16 protein-coding genes are annotated in these 16,370 nt (G+C 41.8%); 7 read left to right on the top strand and 9 right to left on the bottom strand.

All coding sequences use genetic code 11. From position 1 onward, the window contains the following. Positions 1 to 13: 13 nt before the first annotated feature. Positions 14 to 607, top strand: a complete 594-nt coding sequence (locus tag LG330_RS05180; RefSeq protein ID WP_404409504.1) for a histidine phosphatase family protein — start codon at positions 14 to 16, stop codon at positions 605 to 607. Between the two features lie 20 nt (positions 608 to 627). Here the strand turns inward: LG330_RS05180 and LG330_RS05175 are convergent, their stop codons facing one another. Beyond that, positions 628 to 1,215 carry an Imm64 family immunity protein gene (locus LG330_RS05175; protein WP_404407973.1) on the bottom strand — a complete coding sequence of 196 codons (588 nt, stop codon included), beginning with the start codon at positions 1,213 to 1,215 and terminating at the stop codon, positions 628 to 630. Between the two features lie 78 nt (positions 1,216 to 1,293). On the opposite strand from LG330_RS05175, the gene LG330_RS05170 reads away from it, so the two are divergent. Further along, positions 1,294 to 1,746: a hypothetical protein gene (locus LG330_RS05170; protein WP_404407972.1), complete on the top strand. Its 453-nt coding sequence runs from the start codon at positions 1,294 to 1,296 to the stop codon at positions 1,744 to 1,746. 244 nt (positions 1,747 to 1,990) lie between these two features. On the opposite strand, the gene LG330_RS05165 is transcribed toward LG330_RS05170, so the two are convergent. Continuing rightward, positions 1,991 to 3,685, bottom strand: a complete 1,695-nt coding sequence (locus LG330_RS05165; protein WP_404407970.1) for a methyl-accepting chemotaxis protein — start codon at positions 3,683 to 3,685, stop codon at positions 1,991 to 1,993. 434 nt (positions 3,686 to 4,119) lie between these two features. On the opposite strand from LG330_RS05165, the gene LG330_RS05160 reads away from it, so the two are divergent. From LG330_RS05160 to fdhD, 4 genes are all read left to right on the top strand, one after another. Next, positions 4,120 to 5,388, top strand: coding sequence for an OFA family MFS transporter (locus LG330_RS05160; RefSeq protein ID WP_404407968.1), 1,269 nt, complete (start codon positions 4,120 to 4,122; stop codon positions 5,386 to 5,388). An 82-nt stretch (positions 5,389 to 5,470) separates the two neighbouring features. Continuing rightward, positions 5,471 to 5,833 (top strand): DUF2294 domain-containing protein, encoded by a 363-nt coding sequence (locus LG330_RS05155; RefSeq protein WP_404407967.1) that lies wholly within the window; start codon positions 5,471 to 5,473, stop codon positions 5,831 to 5,833. A 127-nt stretch (positions 5,834 to 5,960) separates the two neighbouring features. Further along, the gene (locus LG330_RS05150) at positions 5,961 to 8,318 is read left to right on the top strand and encodes an FdhF/YdeP family oxidoreductase (RefSeq protein ID WP_404407965.1); all 2,358 of its coding nucleotides are present in this window, start codon (positions 5,961 to 5,963) and stop codon (positions 8,316 to 8,318) included. Between the two features lie 13 nt (positions 8,319 to 8,331). Further along, complete coding sequence (fdhD, locus tag LG330_RS05145; RefSeq protein WP_404407963.1) at positions 8,332 to 9,120, top strand: formate dehydrogenase accessory sulfurtransferase FdhD; 789 nt, start codon at positions 8,332 to 8,334, stop codon at positions 9,118 to 9,120. An 88-nt stretch (positions 9,121 to 9,208) separates the two neighbouring features. Here the strand turns inward: fdhD and LG330_RS05140 are convergent, their stop codons facing one another. The 3 genes from LG330_RS05140 to LG330_RS05130 all read right to left on the bottom strand — a co-directional run bounded on the left by LG330_RS05140 (position 9,209) and on the right by LG330_RS05130 (position 13,315). Further along, positions 9,209 to 11,731 carry a YhgE/Pip family protein gene (locus tag LG330_RS05140; RefSeq protein WP_404409502.1) on the bottom strand — a complete coding sequence of 841 codons (2,523 nt, stop codon included), beginning with the start codon at positions 11,729 to 11,731 and terminating at the stop codon, positions 9,209 to 9,211. A gap of 2 nt (positions 11,732 to 11,733) precedes the next feature. Further along, entirely contained in the window at positions 11,734 to 12,231 is a 498-nt protein-coding gene (locus LG330_RS05135) for an RrF2 family transcriptional regulator (RefSeq protein WP_404407962.1), read from the bottom strand. Positions 12,232 to 12,493: 262 nt separating this feature from the next. Beyond that, a complete protein-coding gene (locus LG330_RS05130; RefSeq protein WP_404407960.1) occupies positions 12,494 to 13,315 on the bottom strand; it encodes a helix-turn-helix domain-containing protein in 822 nt (273 codons plus the stop codon). A 437-nt stretch (positions 13,316 to 13,752) separates the two neighbouring features. Between LG330_RS05130 and LG330_RS05125 the strand changes: the two genes are divergently transcribed. Continuing rightward, positions 13,753 to 13,935, top strand: a complete 183-nt coding sequence (locus LG330_RS05125; protein ID WP_404407958.1) for a Spo0E family sporulation regulatory protein-aspartic acid phosphatase — start codon at positions 13,753 to 13,755, stop codon at positions 13,933 to 13,935. Positions 13,936 to 14,145: 210 nt separating this feature from the next. Here LG330_RS05125 and LG330_RS05120 read toward each other — a convergent pair whose 3' ends face one another. The 4 genes from LG330_RS05120 to LG330_RS05105 are packed head-to-tail and all read right to left on the bottom strand — an operon-like array spanning position 14,146 to position 16,315. Then, a complete protein-coding gene (locus LG330_RS05120; RefSeq protein WP_404407956.1) occupies positions 14,146 to 14,625 on the bottom strand; it encodes an SRPBCC family protein in 480 nt (159 codons plus the stop codon). Between the two features lie 40 nt (positions 14,626 to 14,665). Beyond that, positions 14,666 to 15,292 (bottom strand): FMN-binding negative transcriptional regulator, encoded by a 627-nt coding sequence (locus LG330_RS05115; protein ID WP_404407954.1) that lies wholly within the window; start codon positions 15,290 to 15,292, stop codon positions 14,666 to 14,668. Positions 15,293 to 15,319: 27 nt separating this feature from the next. Then, positions 15,320 to 15,835, bottom strand: a complete 516-nt coding sequence (locus tag LG330_RS05110) for a GNAT family N-acetyltransferase (protein ID WP_404407952.1) — start codon at positions 15,833 to 15,835, stop codon at positions 15,320 to 15,322. A gap of 27 nt (positions 15,836 to 15,862) precedes the next feature. Continuing rightward, positions 15,863 to 16,315, bottom strand: coding sequence for a MarR family winged helix-turn-helix transcriptional regulator (locus LG330_RS05105; protein WP_404407950.1), 453 nt, complete (start codon positions 16,313 to 16,315; stop codon positions 15,863 to 15,865). Positions 16,316 to 16,370 lie beyond the last annotated feature (55 nt).

The raw sequence follows: 16,370 nt of genomic DNA, 5'->3' as shown, positions 1-16,370 counted from the left end.
GGAGATGGGTGCTATTACTTCGATTTCGATCATCAGACACGGGGAAACAGACTGGAACACAGAAGGACGACTTCAGGGTGCAACGGATATTCCAATCAATGAAACCGGGGTACTGCAGGCACAGCAATGCGGCCAGTTTTTAAAAATTGGACAATGGGATGTACTGATTACAAGTCCGCTTCAAAGAGCAAAAAAGACTGCAGAGATTATGAATGAGGATCTGCATCTCCCACTGGTTGTGATGGATGAATTTTCAGAGCGGTATTTCGGGGATGCAGAAGGTATGACGCGCGAGGAAAGAATGGCTGCATATCCTGATAAGGCATATCCAAATCAGGAAACGGCCGATATGCTGCAGGAGCGGATATTGAAAGGACTTCAGCAAATTAATGAGAACTATCCGGATAAAAATGTCCTGCTCGTTGCCCACGGAGCAGTGATCGGTGCAATTCTCTCTATGCTTTCAGGTGGTGAGATCGGTTCGAGAAAAACGAGATTGATTAACGGCGGGATTACGACGATTGATTTTTCGGAAGATCAGTGGCGGATCAGGGATTATAATCAGGTCGAGCATCTTTCTGAGTTTAGTGAGAAAGGGAGAGTATGAGTTTATCTGATTTTTGAGGGTCAGATAAACTCTATCCTCTGTTCCTGATCCGATAGACCATCAATTGCATTTTCACCATAATAAATTTTTAATCTGCCTTTAACCGGAATCACACTTACAGGATATGAGTGATTGTTTATCATTAGTGTTTTGAAATCGTTGGGATGCTTCTCAATTTCAATCTCATGACCGATAAATGAATAACCATATGGAACTTTCTGATACAACTCAATTAACCAGTCGACCATTTCACTTTGCGTATTCAGTATATGACGAGCGAAAACATCTTCCCAGTTAATTCCAAACAGAAAACCAAAGAATTGATCTTCTTTATGAATGATCAAACTCAATTCATGAATACCGACATTTAAAAAAGTCCCTGACAATATAAACTTAGTATAATAGCCTGTAAAACTACTCTGATGAATCACGTTGTTTTTAATTTGTTGCTCCACCCATTCAAATCCATCAATGTCTTTGCTATATTTAACATGATTAAAACTGCTTCCTTTTTCTATCAGTTCATTTTTTATAGAATCAAAGACTTCCAGGAGTTGCCTGGAATGATTAAAGACGATCCCAATGTTTATATATCCACCTGTCCCCAAATGGTTTTCACCTCTTACTATATTAATTTTTGATAGATAGCATTAATTTCTACAATCATGATAGGCGGTGAACCCAAAATGAAACTTCCTGATGGCGTAACTGGTTTTTACGATTCAATAACCAGTCCACTGCCACAAGTAGATGTAAAGACCTTCAAAAAACAATGTTTTGATTTTGTATTTCACAACAATGGTAAGCTAATTGATTTACAGTCGTCTCACTACCCTTCAAATTTTCATTATGCCTATGTTGAAGTTGCTCGACAACATTTTTATATCTTACTTAATCAACATTATCCATATCTTGCATGTGCTTCGGCAATCGAATACAGGAATATAGTGTTTATGGACCAGCCTGATGTCCATCAGTCATTCTCTTTATTTTATCAAATACTGGACACAGACAATTTAAATAGCAGGTATGATCAGCAACTTTTACAACAATGGAATCTGAAAAAGTCTGAAGTTAAGCAGGTTGCCTATTGGAATCCTGCTACAATCGGTCAGATTGTTTTTAATCACTGGGATTAATGAACCTGCAACTCAATAACCACCTACTCAACTATTTATTTCCAACACCTATATATATCAGGTTATCACCACAAGGTTAGCACACCGATCATTATATTGATGGTACTGTATTTGACCTATAGGATTTTGTCGGTGGTTTATCATAAGAAAGTAATAAGGATGCCTTAGTAAATAACATCCCTTAATGAATTTAATAGATCATATAAAAAGCCGCATCATTTAATTGAACGATGCGGCTCCCTTACTATGATTTTTTAACTCTAAACACCGAAATCTGCTCCTGAAGATCAACCGCCATTTTCGATAGAACGGCTGCAGATGAACTGATTTCCTCCATTGAAGCAAGCTGCTCTTCTGCTGAGGCTGCTACTGTTTGTGAGTGGTCGCTGTTTTGCTGTGAAATCGTGGTGATCTCACGGATTGCCCCGTTCACATTAATCGTATGTTCAGATACTTCTTTTGCGAATCCATTCATGGATGTAATGCTTTCGCGGATGTTTTCCATCGATTCCATGATCTCACTGAAGTTGGTTCTCGTATGCTGGATCAATGAAAGACCCGCGTCAACGTCCTGTGTAACCTGATCAAATGATGCGGTCGACTGGGCAATATCAGATTGGATATCAGTAATTAATTGATTGATCTGCGCTGATGACTGCTGTGATTCTTCTGCCAGCTTTCTTACTTCATCTGCTACAACAGCGAACCCTTTTCCATGCTCCCCTGCTCTTGCAGCTTCAATGGCAGCATTTAATGCAAGCAGGTTCGTCTGGTCAGCGATATTAGAAATCACCTGGGAGATCTCGCTGATTTGCTTGGATCTTTCAGCAAGTGAACGAACAACTTTGCTATTTTGTGAGACGGAATGATGGATCTCATTCATCTGCTCAGATGTCTTTTCCACCATCTGATCCCCTTCACGCGACTTATCTGTCGCATGACTGCTCTTATTTGAAATATCTGCAGAGCTTGCTGCAATCGACTGGACGCCTTTTGTCACATCAGTCATCATCTGTTCTGCTTTACTCACACTGTCTGACTGATCCTCAGCACCTGTAGCAACTTCCTGTATTGTATGTGAAATCACTTCTGTTGCCAAACTTGTTTCCTCAGAGCTTGCATTCAGCTCTTCAGAAGCAGCAGCGACCTGTTCAGAAATCTGAGAAACTTCAAGTACCATACCAGCCAGGTTGCTTCTCATTTTATTGTAGCTCTCAGCAAGATCAGTCAGTTCATCTTTTCCGTTATCAGTCACATCCTGCGTAAAGTCACCTTCCCCGGCCATTTTGATCGCTCCTGCTACAGTACTCAGCCGCTTCTTCAAACGGCGGCTAAATAAATAAACCGTAATTATTACGAGTACAAGGATGATTCCAACCACTATAGCGAGCGTTTTCAAAAATGTTGAGATTGTTTCATCAATCAGCTTTTGAGGAGCACCAACGTAATAAATACCGATCGTCTCTCCCCCCGCATTAACAAGCGGCATATAAGCACTCTGATAAATGTTTCCGGCAGCGTTTGCCTCACCATAATATGTCTGACTGTTCTCGAGCACTGCGTTAGCCACGGCATCAGAGACAGTAGTCCCAACCGCCCGCTCTCCATCACTCATGACATTCGTTGCTACACGCGTATTCTGTTGGAAAAAAGTTACCGTATCGCCGGTATCATCCCCGATTTTATCAACAAGATCGTTATTTCCATTAACAAGCAAGTCACCTTTATATAATTGATCATCACGTATTTCCCAGTCTCCTGGATATGCAGCATCTATATAGCTGTAACTCATACTTAAATCGTGTGCGGCTTTTTCAATTGCAAATGTCTTGATACTCGATGTAATCTGATAAACTGCGAGAACACCAAGGGAAATCGTGACAAACAAAATCGTCCCGATCATTAATGCATTAATTTTGGAACTTAAGCTGAATCTCATTCTCTTTCCACCTATTCATATGTATTTAAAGCTATTATCGTCAGATGGTAATATTTTTTGAATGGTAAATTCCACTAAGTGAAAAAAATTTCCTTCACACTCCAATCCTGTCGAATTAAAATTCAGATGCCGATCCGGCGCATGAAACGACTATTTTTCAAAAAACCCTTGACCTTATCCGACATTTCTAATAATATAAAACAGAAATTTATGAACAATTTTTGAACTTTCTTTAGAGCCCCTCAAATCTCAGCCTGATATGAATAGCGATCCTGTTCCGCTGCCAGCTGAAAATTGAAAGCGCTTTAAGGATCATAGTGGTTATATACAGCGAACCTGTATGTTTAGCTACCGTCACACTTTTCCGGGCACTATTGCCAGGAAATCGTTGTGGCGTTTTTTAATGTCAAAAAAAGATTAAAGGAGTTTGAAAGATGAAGAAGACAAAAAACCGTTGGCTCATCGCTTTATCAGCTGTAGGGATCCATATCTCAATCGGCTCAGTCTACGCCTGGAGTAATTTTACAAATCCGCTCATTGATGAATTTGGCTGGAGCTCGAGTCAGGTGCAGCTTACATTCAGTCTTGCGATTCTCTTCCTAGGACTTTCAGCAGCTTTTATGGGTCACTTTGTTGAAAAGCACGGACCGAGAAAATCAGGGATTGTCGCAGCTGTATTTTTCGGAATTGGTGTAACCGGCTCAGGATTTGCGGTTCAGCTTGGCTCATTACCGCTGCTCTATTTATTCTATGGGGTATTCGGCGGGATCGGACTTGGGGTTGGTTATATCGCCCCTGTTTCCACACTCGTCAAATGGTTCCCTGACCGCCGCGGGCTTGCAACTGGACTTGCCATCATGGGCTTTGGATTCGCAGCAGCGATTGCAAGTCCTGTTATGAACAGTCTGATCACATCCATCGGGATTGCAGGCACGTTTTTCACTCTGGGTATTGTTTATTTTGCTGTGATGTTCCTGTCATCACTTTATCTTGAACGTCCGGCAACTGACTGGGCACCAAAGGGCTTTAACGCTGAGAAGCCGGGCAAAAAGAAAAAAGTACCACAGGATCTTTCTCAGCTCACGGCAAACGAAGCAATTAAAACAAAACGTTTTTATTTCCTATGGCTGATGCTGTTTATTAACGTAACGTGCGGGATCGCTATTTTATCTGCCGCAAAACCACTTGCTGAAGAAAGTATCGGTCTTTCAGTTGAAGAAGCAGCAATTCTTGTCGGTGCGCTTGGTATTTTCAACGGACTCGGCAGAATCGGCTGGGCGTCCGTTTCTGACTTCATTGGCAGAACGAATACATACACAACATTCTTCGTTCTGCAGGCTGCACTATTCTTCATGCTGCCACTGACGTCTGAAGCGATTCTGTTCCAGATCATGCTTGCTGTGATTTACACGTGCTACGGCGGTGGATTCGCATCCATCCCAGCATATATAGGAGACATGTTCGGAACAAAGCAGCTCGGTGCGATTCACGGCTACATTTTGACTGCATGGGCAGCAGCCGGCCTTGCAGGACCATTGTTTGCCGCATGGATCAAGGATACAACAGGAAGCTACGCAAACAGCCTGAACTTCTTTGCAGCACTATTTCTGGTCGCACTTGTCATTTCATTCCTGACGCGAATGGATATTAACAAACTGAAGCGTGAGAACAGCGCGAAGGAAGCAGACAAGCTCGCCGGATAAAAAAATTGGTGTACATTTCTTTTCGGTGCTATCATAATAAATATAAATACAGATAAATAAATGATGAGGGATTGTCGCAACTTTGGGTAAATACGAAGCGGAATTCAGTAACCTTGTAAGAGCATTCAGAAAGCGTCATATGGGTAAAGGCCCAAGCCAGATTAAGACGACATTCTGTAAAAACTGGGCGATCTGTGAAATGGAAGGAAACCTTTCACCAGTTGAAAAGTTCATCGCAGGGGCAAATGAAGGAAAACAGATGCTCCGCGCAGCGAGAACCGAAATGGTCAAAGACCTCTACCAAAAACACAGACCGGTTGAAATGGAAGAACTGGTTGGCGCAAATTTCGTTGATCTGTATGTGGACATCAATATAGAAAAAGATGCAGGCATGTCCATATTCATTTTCGATGAAAACCTTGAAGACAAATTGCGAGAGAAATAATTTCATAGAATGTGGATTGGCACTTGGCAGCGATCCTGTTAAAGACTAACCACCTGGGATTACCGTTCAGACTTGAGCGGTATTTCAGGTGGTTTTTTTAATTCAAAAACAAAAAGGAATGATTTAAATGGGAAAAACACAGCATCCGGGACCGGTAAAAATTTCGAAAAAGCCTGATCCGTCACTCTGGGTCAGCAAAGTCCCGTTCGGCGTCGGCAAAATTAAACCACACCACTTTACAGACACAGCAAAAATCGCATGGAAAAACCGTGATAACCTTGGCTATGCAACATCCATCATTACAAAAGGCGTATGCGATGGCTGTGCGCTTGGCGTATCCGGTCTTTACGACCAGACCTTGAAAGGCCCCCACGTCTGCACAACCCGCCTGAATGTACTCAGACTGAACACCATGCCGGCAGTGAAGCCCGACATTCTGCACGCAGACATTGATGAGCTGCGGAAGTATTCAAGTGCAGAGCTGCGTGAACTCGGACGCATCCCCTATCCATTGATCAGAAGACCGGGCGAGCGGACATTCTCCCGCCTGGACTGGGATGAGGCAATGGATATCATTGCAGCGAAAATGAAAAAGCTTGATCCAAAACAGTATGCATTCTTCCTGACTGCGCGCGGTATTACGAATGAGTCCTACTATGTGGCAGGAAAAGTAGCACGTTTTCTTGGAACAAACCATATCGACAATGCATCAAGAATCTGTCACTCACCGAGTAAAACAGCAATGAAGCGCTCGATTGGCGTAGGTGCAAGCACATCTAACTATCTTGACTGGATCGGAACAGACGTCCTGTTATTCTGGGGAAGCGTTGCATCAAACTCGTCACCTGTATCAACGAAATACATGCTTGCAGCGAAGAAAAAAGGCACAAAGATCATTGTTGTTAACCCGTACCGTGAGCCTGCAATGGACAATTACTGGGTGCCTTCGAATATGGAATCGGCGATGTTTGGAACAAAAATTGCAGACGACTTTTATCAGGTCAATATCGGCGGAGACATCGCCTTTATGCACGGGATCATGAAGCACTGGTTTGAAATGGAGCAGGAAAAAGAAGGCTCAGCAATTAACCACTCGTTCGTCCAGGAGCATGTGAATGGGTATGAAGAACTCAAGCAAACAGTGGCGGATCAGTCATGGGAAGACATCATTGAATCATCAGGTGTGCCAAAAGAGCGAATTATTGAGCTTTCAACACTGCTCGCCAACAGCAAAAATGCAGTTTATGCATGGGCGCTCGGACTAACGATGCACTCTTTTGCAACAGATAACATTTCACAGGTGGCAAACCTTGCCCTGCTGCGCGGTCATCTTGGACGCGAGTATGCCGGTCTAATGCCATTCCGTGGACACTCATCTGTTCAGGGCAGCGGTGAAATGGGCGCTGATCCTTTCGTACTGCCGGGCAGCGACTTTAACGATGCGAACATTGAGCGCATGGAAAAACTATGGAACTTTGACATTCCGAAATGGCAGGGTGATATTGTCGGCGTTACGCTTGAAAATGCCGTACTGCCTGAGGATCACGAGCGTAAAATCAAGCTCTATTATCTATCCGGCGGGAATTTCCTTGAAACAATGCCTGACCCGGATTTTGTTGAACAGGCATTATCAGAACTCGATATCCGCGTGCATCAGGATATCATTTTAAATACAAGTACGCTCGTTGACGCAAAAGAAGCCGTCATCGTCCTCCCTGCCAAAACGCGTTATGAACAGGAAGGCGGCGGAACGAGTACGTCGACTGAACGTATGGTCTACTTCTCACCTGAGCTTGAAGGCAATAAAAATCAGGTGGAGGAAGCGCGCGCTGAATGGAAGATCTATATCGACCTTGCAAAACGCGTGAAGCCTGAAACAGCCCATCTGGTTGACTTTAAAGATGGACAGTCCATCCGCGATGAAATTGCAAAAGCAAACACAAATTATGATGGCGTTCAGCATTTGAAAAAGCAGGGAGATGTATTCCAATGGGGCGGCGCATGGCTGTGTGAAGACGGTATCTGCCCGACCCCTGACGGTAAAGGGAATCTGATCTCTGTTGATATTCCTGATCTCGGCAAAAAAGACGGACAGTTTGTCGTCACATCACGCCGTGGAAAGCAGTTCAACTCAATGGTGTATAAAGAAAAGGATCCGTTTAACAATGCGGGACGCTATGACGTACTGATGAACGCTGAGGACGGAAGAAGGCTCAGCATTGCTGAAGGCGAAGGCATTGTTGTCTACAATGGATTCGGCGTATTCCAGGGCCGTGCGAAGTTCGTTGATATTGCAAAAGGAAATCTTGAAGTGCACTTCCCTGAAGGTAACTTCCTGCTTCCACGCGGACGCTATGAAAAGTACGCAGGAATTCCTGATTACAATATTACCGTAACGGTTGAAAAGGCTGAGCGTTTCAACGCTCGCAAGGATACTCAGTATCTTGAAAAACGCATTGACGACCTTGAAACAGAAGCTAACTAACGAGGTGATCACGGTGAATGAAGAAGTGATGGAGCAGAGAACGATCATCCGTTATGACGGTGAATCGCTGAGTGAAACAGATGATCAGATCGCAACCGAATACGCAATGACGATCTATGTGAACGGTGAGGAATTCGCGACAATGGTCTGCACCCCCTCACACCTTGAGGAGCTGGTCATCGGATTTCTCGCTTCAGAAGGCATGATCAGAAGAGTGGATGAAATTGAGTCGCTTGAGATCAATGAGGATCGCGGTTTTGCATACGCTGAGCTTGTGAATAAAACCCCTGCCGGCAAAGAATTCCACTCGAAGCGATTTATCGGCTCATGCTGCGGCAAAAGTAGACAGTTTTATTTCCAGAATGACGTGAAAACAGCTAAAACGATTGCTAAAAAATCTACCATTCCGGTTAGAAACTGTCTGAGTCTCATGAAAAAAATGCAGGAAAGCTCTACGGATTTTCAAAAGACAGGCGGGCTGCATAACGCGGCCCTCTGCACAACAGATGATATCGTCATCGCCCACTCTGATATCGGGCGCCACAATGCACTTGATAAGATCTATGGTCACTGCCTGAAAAACCGGATTCCGCTAAAGGGCAAAGTCATTGTCTTCAGCGGAAGGATCTCATCTGAGGTGCTGCTGAAGGTTTCTAAAATCGGTGTCGGGATCGTGCTGTCAAAATCAGCGCCTACTACGCTTGCGATTGAGCTTGCACATGATCTTGGGATAACGGCGTGCGGGTTTATCAGAGGGAACAGTTTGAATATTTATAGTCATGCTGACAGGATTACGGAGTGAGATGTTAAATTTTTCTGGATAAAAAGATACAAAAATATCCGCATCATTCGACTGAATGGTACGGGTATTTTTGATTTCATGGGTAATGTCAATTTACTTTTACTGTTACATGTGCCGCCTCGAGCCGATCTGCCTTCCTCGAAAACACATGCCACAACAGCACATTACATAATAAGACCAATGCCACTAAAATACCAACGCTCAAATCATACACATACATACCTTCTGCAGAGAAAATCGCCTCTCTGAAGCCGTAAATCACGTAGGTCATTGGCAGATATGGGTTGATTGCTTCGAAAAATGGTGCTGTCAGTTCTCTTGGGAACATAGCGCCGCTTGCTGCCAGCTGCACAACAAGTCCAACCATTGCGATAAAACGCCCCGGATTTCCAAGTCCCACGACGAGCAGTGTGACAAGGAACATATAAGCCAGAGACGAAACAATTGAGATCGCAATAAAGAGGCCGATATGATCAATTTCAAGACCAAGTCCGTATATCACGATCGCATCAAGAATCAGTGCACTCATGATCGCCTGCACAGCTGCAATACTTGCTTTACTCAACCAGAACTCCCTGCCGGATGCCGGAAGAATCTTAGCCTGACCGAGCGGGAAGATCATATTGAATGCAAGTGCAGCTATAAAAAGGCCGATTGACAGGAAGTTTGGTGCGAGTGCGTGTCCATAGTTTGGAACATCAGATACTTTTTCAACAGAAGTTTCTGCAGGTGCTGCCATCATTGCATACGTCTGATCATCTGCATGGACGCTGCCTGCTTCCTCTGCTCCATCCAGCAGCTTTGCAGCCAGTTCTGCTGTTCCACTGCTGAGTTCAGACAGTCCTTCACCAAGATCCTGCGATCCATCTGTGAGCCTTGTTGCCCCATCAGAGAGATCTGCTGCGCCTGATGAAAGTGCCGTTGAACCCTCTGTGAGTGCAGGTGTATTGTTTGCAAGCTCACCAATGCCTGATGCCAGTCTGTCTGATCCATCAACCAGTGCACCGGTATTTTGATTCAATTCAGTTGAGCCTTCAGCAAGCTGCTGCACGCCACTGCTTAATTCACCGGATTTCCCGTTCAGTGCCTGCGCACCTGATGCAAGTTCAGCAGCGCCGTTATTGATTTCTTCCACAGCCTGCGTATAAGCAGCGGTTCCTTCTTTTAATGTTTCCGCACCGGTTGCAAGTGTACCCGTCCCATCTGCCAGCTGGACCAATGAATTATTCAGGGCCCCAGCCCCATCAGCTGCCTGATTAAAACCATTGATTAATGCAGGAATCTGATTAGCAAAATCGCTTAGTCCCGCTCTCAGGTCAGATCCACTTGAAGCAATCCCACTAATGCTATTTTCAAGAGATTCAGCACCAGGGAGCAGCTGCTGGTTAAGTGCAGCCATCTGATCTGATAGTGCGGCTGCCTGCTCCATATCTCCTACTTTAATTGCCTGGCTCAGTGCTGTGGACAGCTCCTGCATTTGCGTAAGACCGTCTGTCAGATTACTGCTTCCCTCTGACAGCTGATACATGCCATCCTGTAATTCGCCTATGCCATCAACAAGCGATGATAGTCCTTGCCTGTCAGTTAGAGCAGATGCCTGTTGGCGCATTTCCTCAAGTCCTGCTGCAAGCGGTGCACTGCCCTCCTGCTGTGCTCTGTTTATATTTTCATCGACTGCATTCACACCGGCTGCGACATCATTTGCTCCACTCACGAGTGACGTAGACTTTTCATTCAGCTGAGAAGTTCCTTCAGATAGTCCACCGGCACCTTCTGCAACCTGCGCAACGCCTGCTGTATAAGCTGAGGTACCTTCCTGAAGACTTGCAGCACCCGTAGCAAGCGCCCCTGTCCCATCAGCAAACTGATGAATGCCATCTGTGAGATCTGCTGCACCAGTGTTCAACTGATTCACACCATCAGCAAACTGCTTCAAACCAACATTTAACTCACTTGCACCATCCTGAAATGTCAGCGTCCCGTCAGTCAGTTTCGCGAGCTGCTTTGTCAGTTCAGCAGCACCGTCTTTCGCTGTATTGGTGCCGTCCTCAAGCTGACCTGACCCATCAGCTGCTTCCGCCAGCCCATTACCGAGCCCACTGATTTGATCAAACAGCACCTTCACGTAGCTTTCAGTCACACGGTCTGAAATGCTTTGATTCAGACTGTCTGCCGCATTGCTGCTGATACTTTCAATAAAATAATTACGCCCAGGATTAATTTTATAGTTCAACTTCATTTTTTCAGGCTCGTCATCCATTACAGTCGCTGCATTGGATGAAAAGTTCTCCGGAATGACGACCATCATATAATAGTCGTTATCATCAAACCCTTTTTCAGCCTCTGCTTTACTGACAAAGTGCCAGTCAAAGTCTTTATTTGTTTTCAGTTCATCTACGAGATCTTCACCTATCGAGAGTGTAGTCCCCTCAACATCTGCCGGCTGATCCTCATTGACCACTGCAACAGCCATATGATCTGTCTGATTAAATGGGTCCCAAAATGAAGATAAAATGATACCGGCATAAATCACCGGAATAAACATCATGACAATTGCAGTCCCAAGCATCTTCTTATTTTTCAATAAAGACTGCCAGTCATACTTAAACATATTCACTTCGATTCACCTGATTTCTTTTTGTCTTCCGTCAGCTCATTCCAGTCCAGATGCGGCGTCTGCATATCACCAAAGCCCTGTTTGAGCAAATCTTCTCCTGTAATAGAAGAAAAGTATTCAATCAGCTGCTGATCCGCACCATTAAATACATTTCTGATAATCTTTTGACCCCTGCCAGCATTTTCACTGTCATTGAACACCTTCTCAATGAGTCCATGATCAGGAAACATCTTCATCTCACCTTCCATCGCCTCCACAATATCAAGCATTGTGATGGCTGCCGGATCCTTCGCCAGCGTTACGCCGCCTTTTGATCCCGGGACGGATTTGATGATGCCTCTAACGACCAGCTTTCTCATAATCTTTTTTAAATAGGAAGGAGATACCTCCAGCTTTTTACTGACGACATCCGTTGCGACAGGAATCTGCTTCTCCTGTGTGGCAAGCAGGACCAGAATACAGATGGCCTGTTCTACACCGTTTGTTAATTTCATTACAGTCACCTCTTATATAATGTAGATGTTAATTATCTATTATAGATATTATTTATCCACTTTAAAACAAACCGGATCGAATTTCAAGTGGTTCACAGAAGGTTCACGATCTTAATACCACATATGATCAATTTTGTTTCCCTCATTTTAAAATTCATAAAAATATTAAAAACCGGGCAGCGACAATTTGTCACTGCCCGGTTTAGTATGAAAGAGATTGTATCATCATTGGTGACAACTGCTGTCATGACATAAATATTACCTAAGACTCCTGATCTTCAAGACGGTTAAATAAAGATAACATCTGAGCATGTTCACTATAAAATGGTGACAAAACCAGATCCTGATCGGTCATGATGTAGTGAAATAGCTTCATGACTTTAATGTATTCATCTGCAGTTACCTTGGTTGCCTCAAATGAACTTACCATCAGCCACTCGTAATCATTCAGTTCTTTGGCACAGGTTTCAATAAAGGATTTAATATAGTGAAAAGAATCTTTTCTGTCTGAGGTATGATCATTGATCCACATACTAAAATATGTGTCAGGCTTTACTTGTTCATTTATAAATGTAAAAAAGTGCTGAGGAAGCTCTTCAGTGCTGATATTATGATGAAAGAAATGAACATATTTTTCAATCTTACTTTTCGGAAGCAGGTTTTTTAACTCACTAAAAACATTTGAGTAATTTATGTATTGGTCTATGATAATGCAATGAACATTTTGTTCTACTTTTGAATGGATGAATTTAATCGTATTTTTATAAAATGCCTCATTGCTGCTATAATGATACATTACATAACCATCTTTTCTGGATTTCAAATAAGAAAACCCATCATGCGTTATATGTACCGTTTTTTTCGAGGCGGAGCTGAAGTCACCAAAATAGATATAGTCAGTAAAAAACCTCAGAAAGTTAAAGCCTAATACTTTTGCGATATTCTCAGCAACTGATGGACTGGGGTCGCGCAAACCATTTTCAAGCTGAGAATAATAAGACCGATCAATGAAAGATTTATCTGCAACCTTTTGTTGAGTAAGCTCTTTAGATTTCCTAAGTTCGATCAACCATTTCCGCTTCATTCTATCCCAAATCCCCTAACCATTAAAAAGTCCGTTTCCGTCATTCATTCCCTCATCTCCAATAAAACATACGGCTACTTCCATCCTGATTAAAACCCTCATGATATTTGTCTTATTCAAGTACGCTTACAAACATTTAATAATATTTTATTAAATCACAAAAACGCACATGATTGATTGAATGTGGCAAATAGAAACATTAAAAATTGATTGTTACAAATTGCCACATAATTCTGTAAAAATTTGTAGAATGTTGAAAGAAGAAAATCTAAAATTAGGAAAATAGATATATTGAAATATAAGTATGTGCTCTATCAAAAAGATCTATTGAAGATTTATAACTTTATCTCCACACATGCTTTGAGCTGGTATCCACTCTACTTGTATCTGTTCTTCCGCTTTTCATTATTAAGTCTAACTTTTAAGGAGCTAATGACATGAACAAATCGGAAAGTGAATTAGAGGTTAATATTCTTTATAAACGCGAGGCCATGATCAAGAGCGGCATATTAAGAGGTCTCTTGCACACAGAAACCCTGAAGCTAAGTCGGGAGCTGGATCAATTAATTTATGAATCCCAAAAGAGAAAACAGCGAACGTCTAGCCGTAAAACAATGTAGTACATATCAATGATGATATAGAAAAGCCATCGAAAAGAATCTTCGATGGCTTTGTTTTTGAAACATTTTTTGTGTCAGGTACAATTCTTACACGATTTTGTTTGGTTATATAAATGAATAAAATTCGGTGAGAATGGTGTTTACCACGGTATTGCTATTGTTATCGTTATGCTAGCAGGGTTACGGAGTGAGACCTCGTGTTGACCCAGTCTATTCATTTTTATTAAATGCTTTTTGATAATACGCTCTTAACTCAGTGGCATTCTCTTTCCATTCCACTGGATGCCCGTTAATAATTTGATCAAATACGTCCAGGCAGCGATGCCATCCTGCAGCAGTATTAACTGCCCAGGCACTGTCATCAAAAGTATGAATAAAAGTCATTTGGGAACCGTTCTCTTTTTGTTCTAAAGAGATCCTTATCAGATCCCCTTCTTCATTAAAACCAAAAAGTACCGGCTCTTCTATTTCTGTAATAACGCCTTTGTAAGTTGTTCCTTCTCCATCATCGAAGCCAATTTCACCACCAGGTTTGAGATCCATCTCCCCTGTGGCAAATGGATACCACTGAGCAAAATCATCAGGCGTGGTAAGGATACGAAAAACTTCCGATATATTTTGAGAAAAAGCTCGTTCAAATTTTATAACATAGCGACCATCTGATTCATGTAAAGTGCCGTATTCGTTCATATTAAAATCCCCCTTGTTTGCCTAATCATCTTTAAAATTATCATTCTCTCATGTTCAAATTTTTACTCTTCATTCGCTCAGCCATTTTACTCGATTCCGGATTTCCTTCATTCTGCAATTGCATAATGATGTTTTCGTAATCATCTTTATTTCTGTTTTGGCTCATTTTATAGGCAGCTTGTATTTCATTTACCTGAACCTTAAAGCCTACAATTCCTTTTAATTCTTTTTCCAATAATGAAGGAGAAAGCGTATCCCATAAGACAGGATCCGGACGATGTTTTTCATATTTTTGAAGTAAATAGGTCAGGTCATCTTTTAATTCTTTTTCTTCTAATATATATGCTTTACCATATACATGGACAGACTGATAATTCCATGTGGGCACATTTTCTTTTTCATACCATGATGATGAGATATAAGCATGAGGTCCCTGAAAAGTTATCAGGACGTCTTCACAGGTTTTGAATGTTTTCCATTGAGGGTTCCCATAAGCCATATGCCCTGTAATATAATACTTATTTTCTTTTTTGCATAACTGCATTGGTAAATGTGTTGCGATAGGTTTGCCCTTTTTTGTGGTTATAAGCGTTCCAAATGAATGTTCTCTAATAAATGCTTCTATTTCACTGAAGTCATTAACCTTAAAGTGTTTTGGAATATACATATGACATCACCACCTTTCGAATTATCATTAAAGATCCTTCACCATAATCAGGTCAGTCTGCTCCTCATCACCCATAAAGAAGGAGTGACTTCCCGCTATTACAAATCCCTTTTTCTTATAAAAGCCAATTGCGTTTTTATTTTCTTCCCAGACTCCCAGCCAAATCTTTTCTTTATTTTGATCGCTGGCTATTTCAAATGCCTGATCAAGCAATTGTTTTCCAAGCCCGGCTTTCTGAAACTTTTTCTTTATATAAATTCTTTCAACTTCAAGCGATTCAGCACCCATATTTTCTGTTTGTGCGTCCTGAACATTTACTTTTAAATAACCAGCTATTTCATAATCATAATATACGAAATAGAACTGTGAAAACTGATTATCTAATTCAGTTTTTAACTGATTTATTTGATAGGCACGCTTTAAATATGATTTTAATTGATCTGGAGAATTTTGTTCTTTGAATGTTTCAGTAAATGTCTCAATGCTAACTTTCTGAAGTTCATGTAAATCGTCCATCGTACATTCTCTTATCATAGTAGCCATTTTAAATTCAACACTTCCTGTCATGGATTAATAGTTTCGTTTATTGCCTTTCTTAACGAAATCCCAGTCTTTTTCAACATTTTTTCTAATTCGCTGCAATAGTTTTTGTACGGCTTCTACTTCATCATCTGACAATCCATTCAACGCCATGTTCTCAGAATACTCATTCTCATTCTTTATAAATGGATAGATCGTATTTCCTTTGTCTGTGGGATAAAGTCTCTTAATCTTTTTATTATGTTCATCTTCTCTTTTTTCAACAAACCCATTATCAACAAGTTTTTGAACTGCACGATTTGCAGTAGAACGGTCCACCTTGATCATTTCTATGATCTGTTCCTGAATAACACCAGGGTTTTCACATATTCTAATCAGGTACAAATATTGACCTTTTGTCAGATCATATTCCTTGAATTCAATGTTGCTGATAGAATCTAAAGCCCGGGCAATCATTCCTATTTCACGTAAAATTTCTGTCATAAGGGCCTCCTTTTTTATTGCATATACAATATTTTTCTATACATTTAATTTAAAT

This window comes from Jeotgalibacillus malaysiensis (genome assembly GCF_044789845.1).
GTDB lineage: Bacteria > Bacillota > Bacilli > Bacillales > Jeotgalibacillaceae > Jeotgalibacillus > Jeotgalibacillus malaysiensis_A.
The sequence above is the reverse complement of the archived record's forward strand: the minus strand, read 5'-3'. Positions and strand labels throughout refer to the sequence as shown.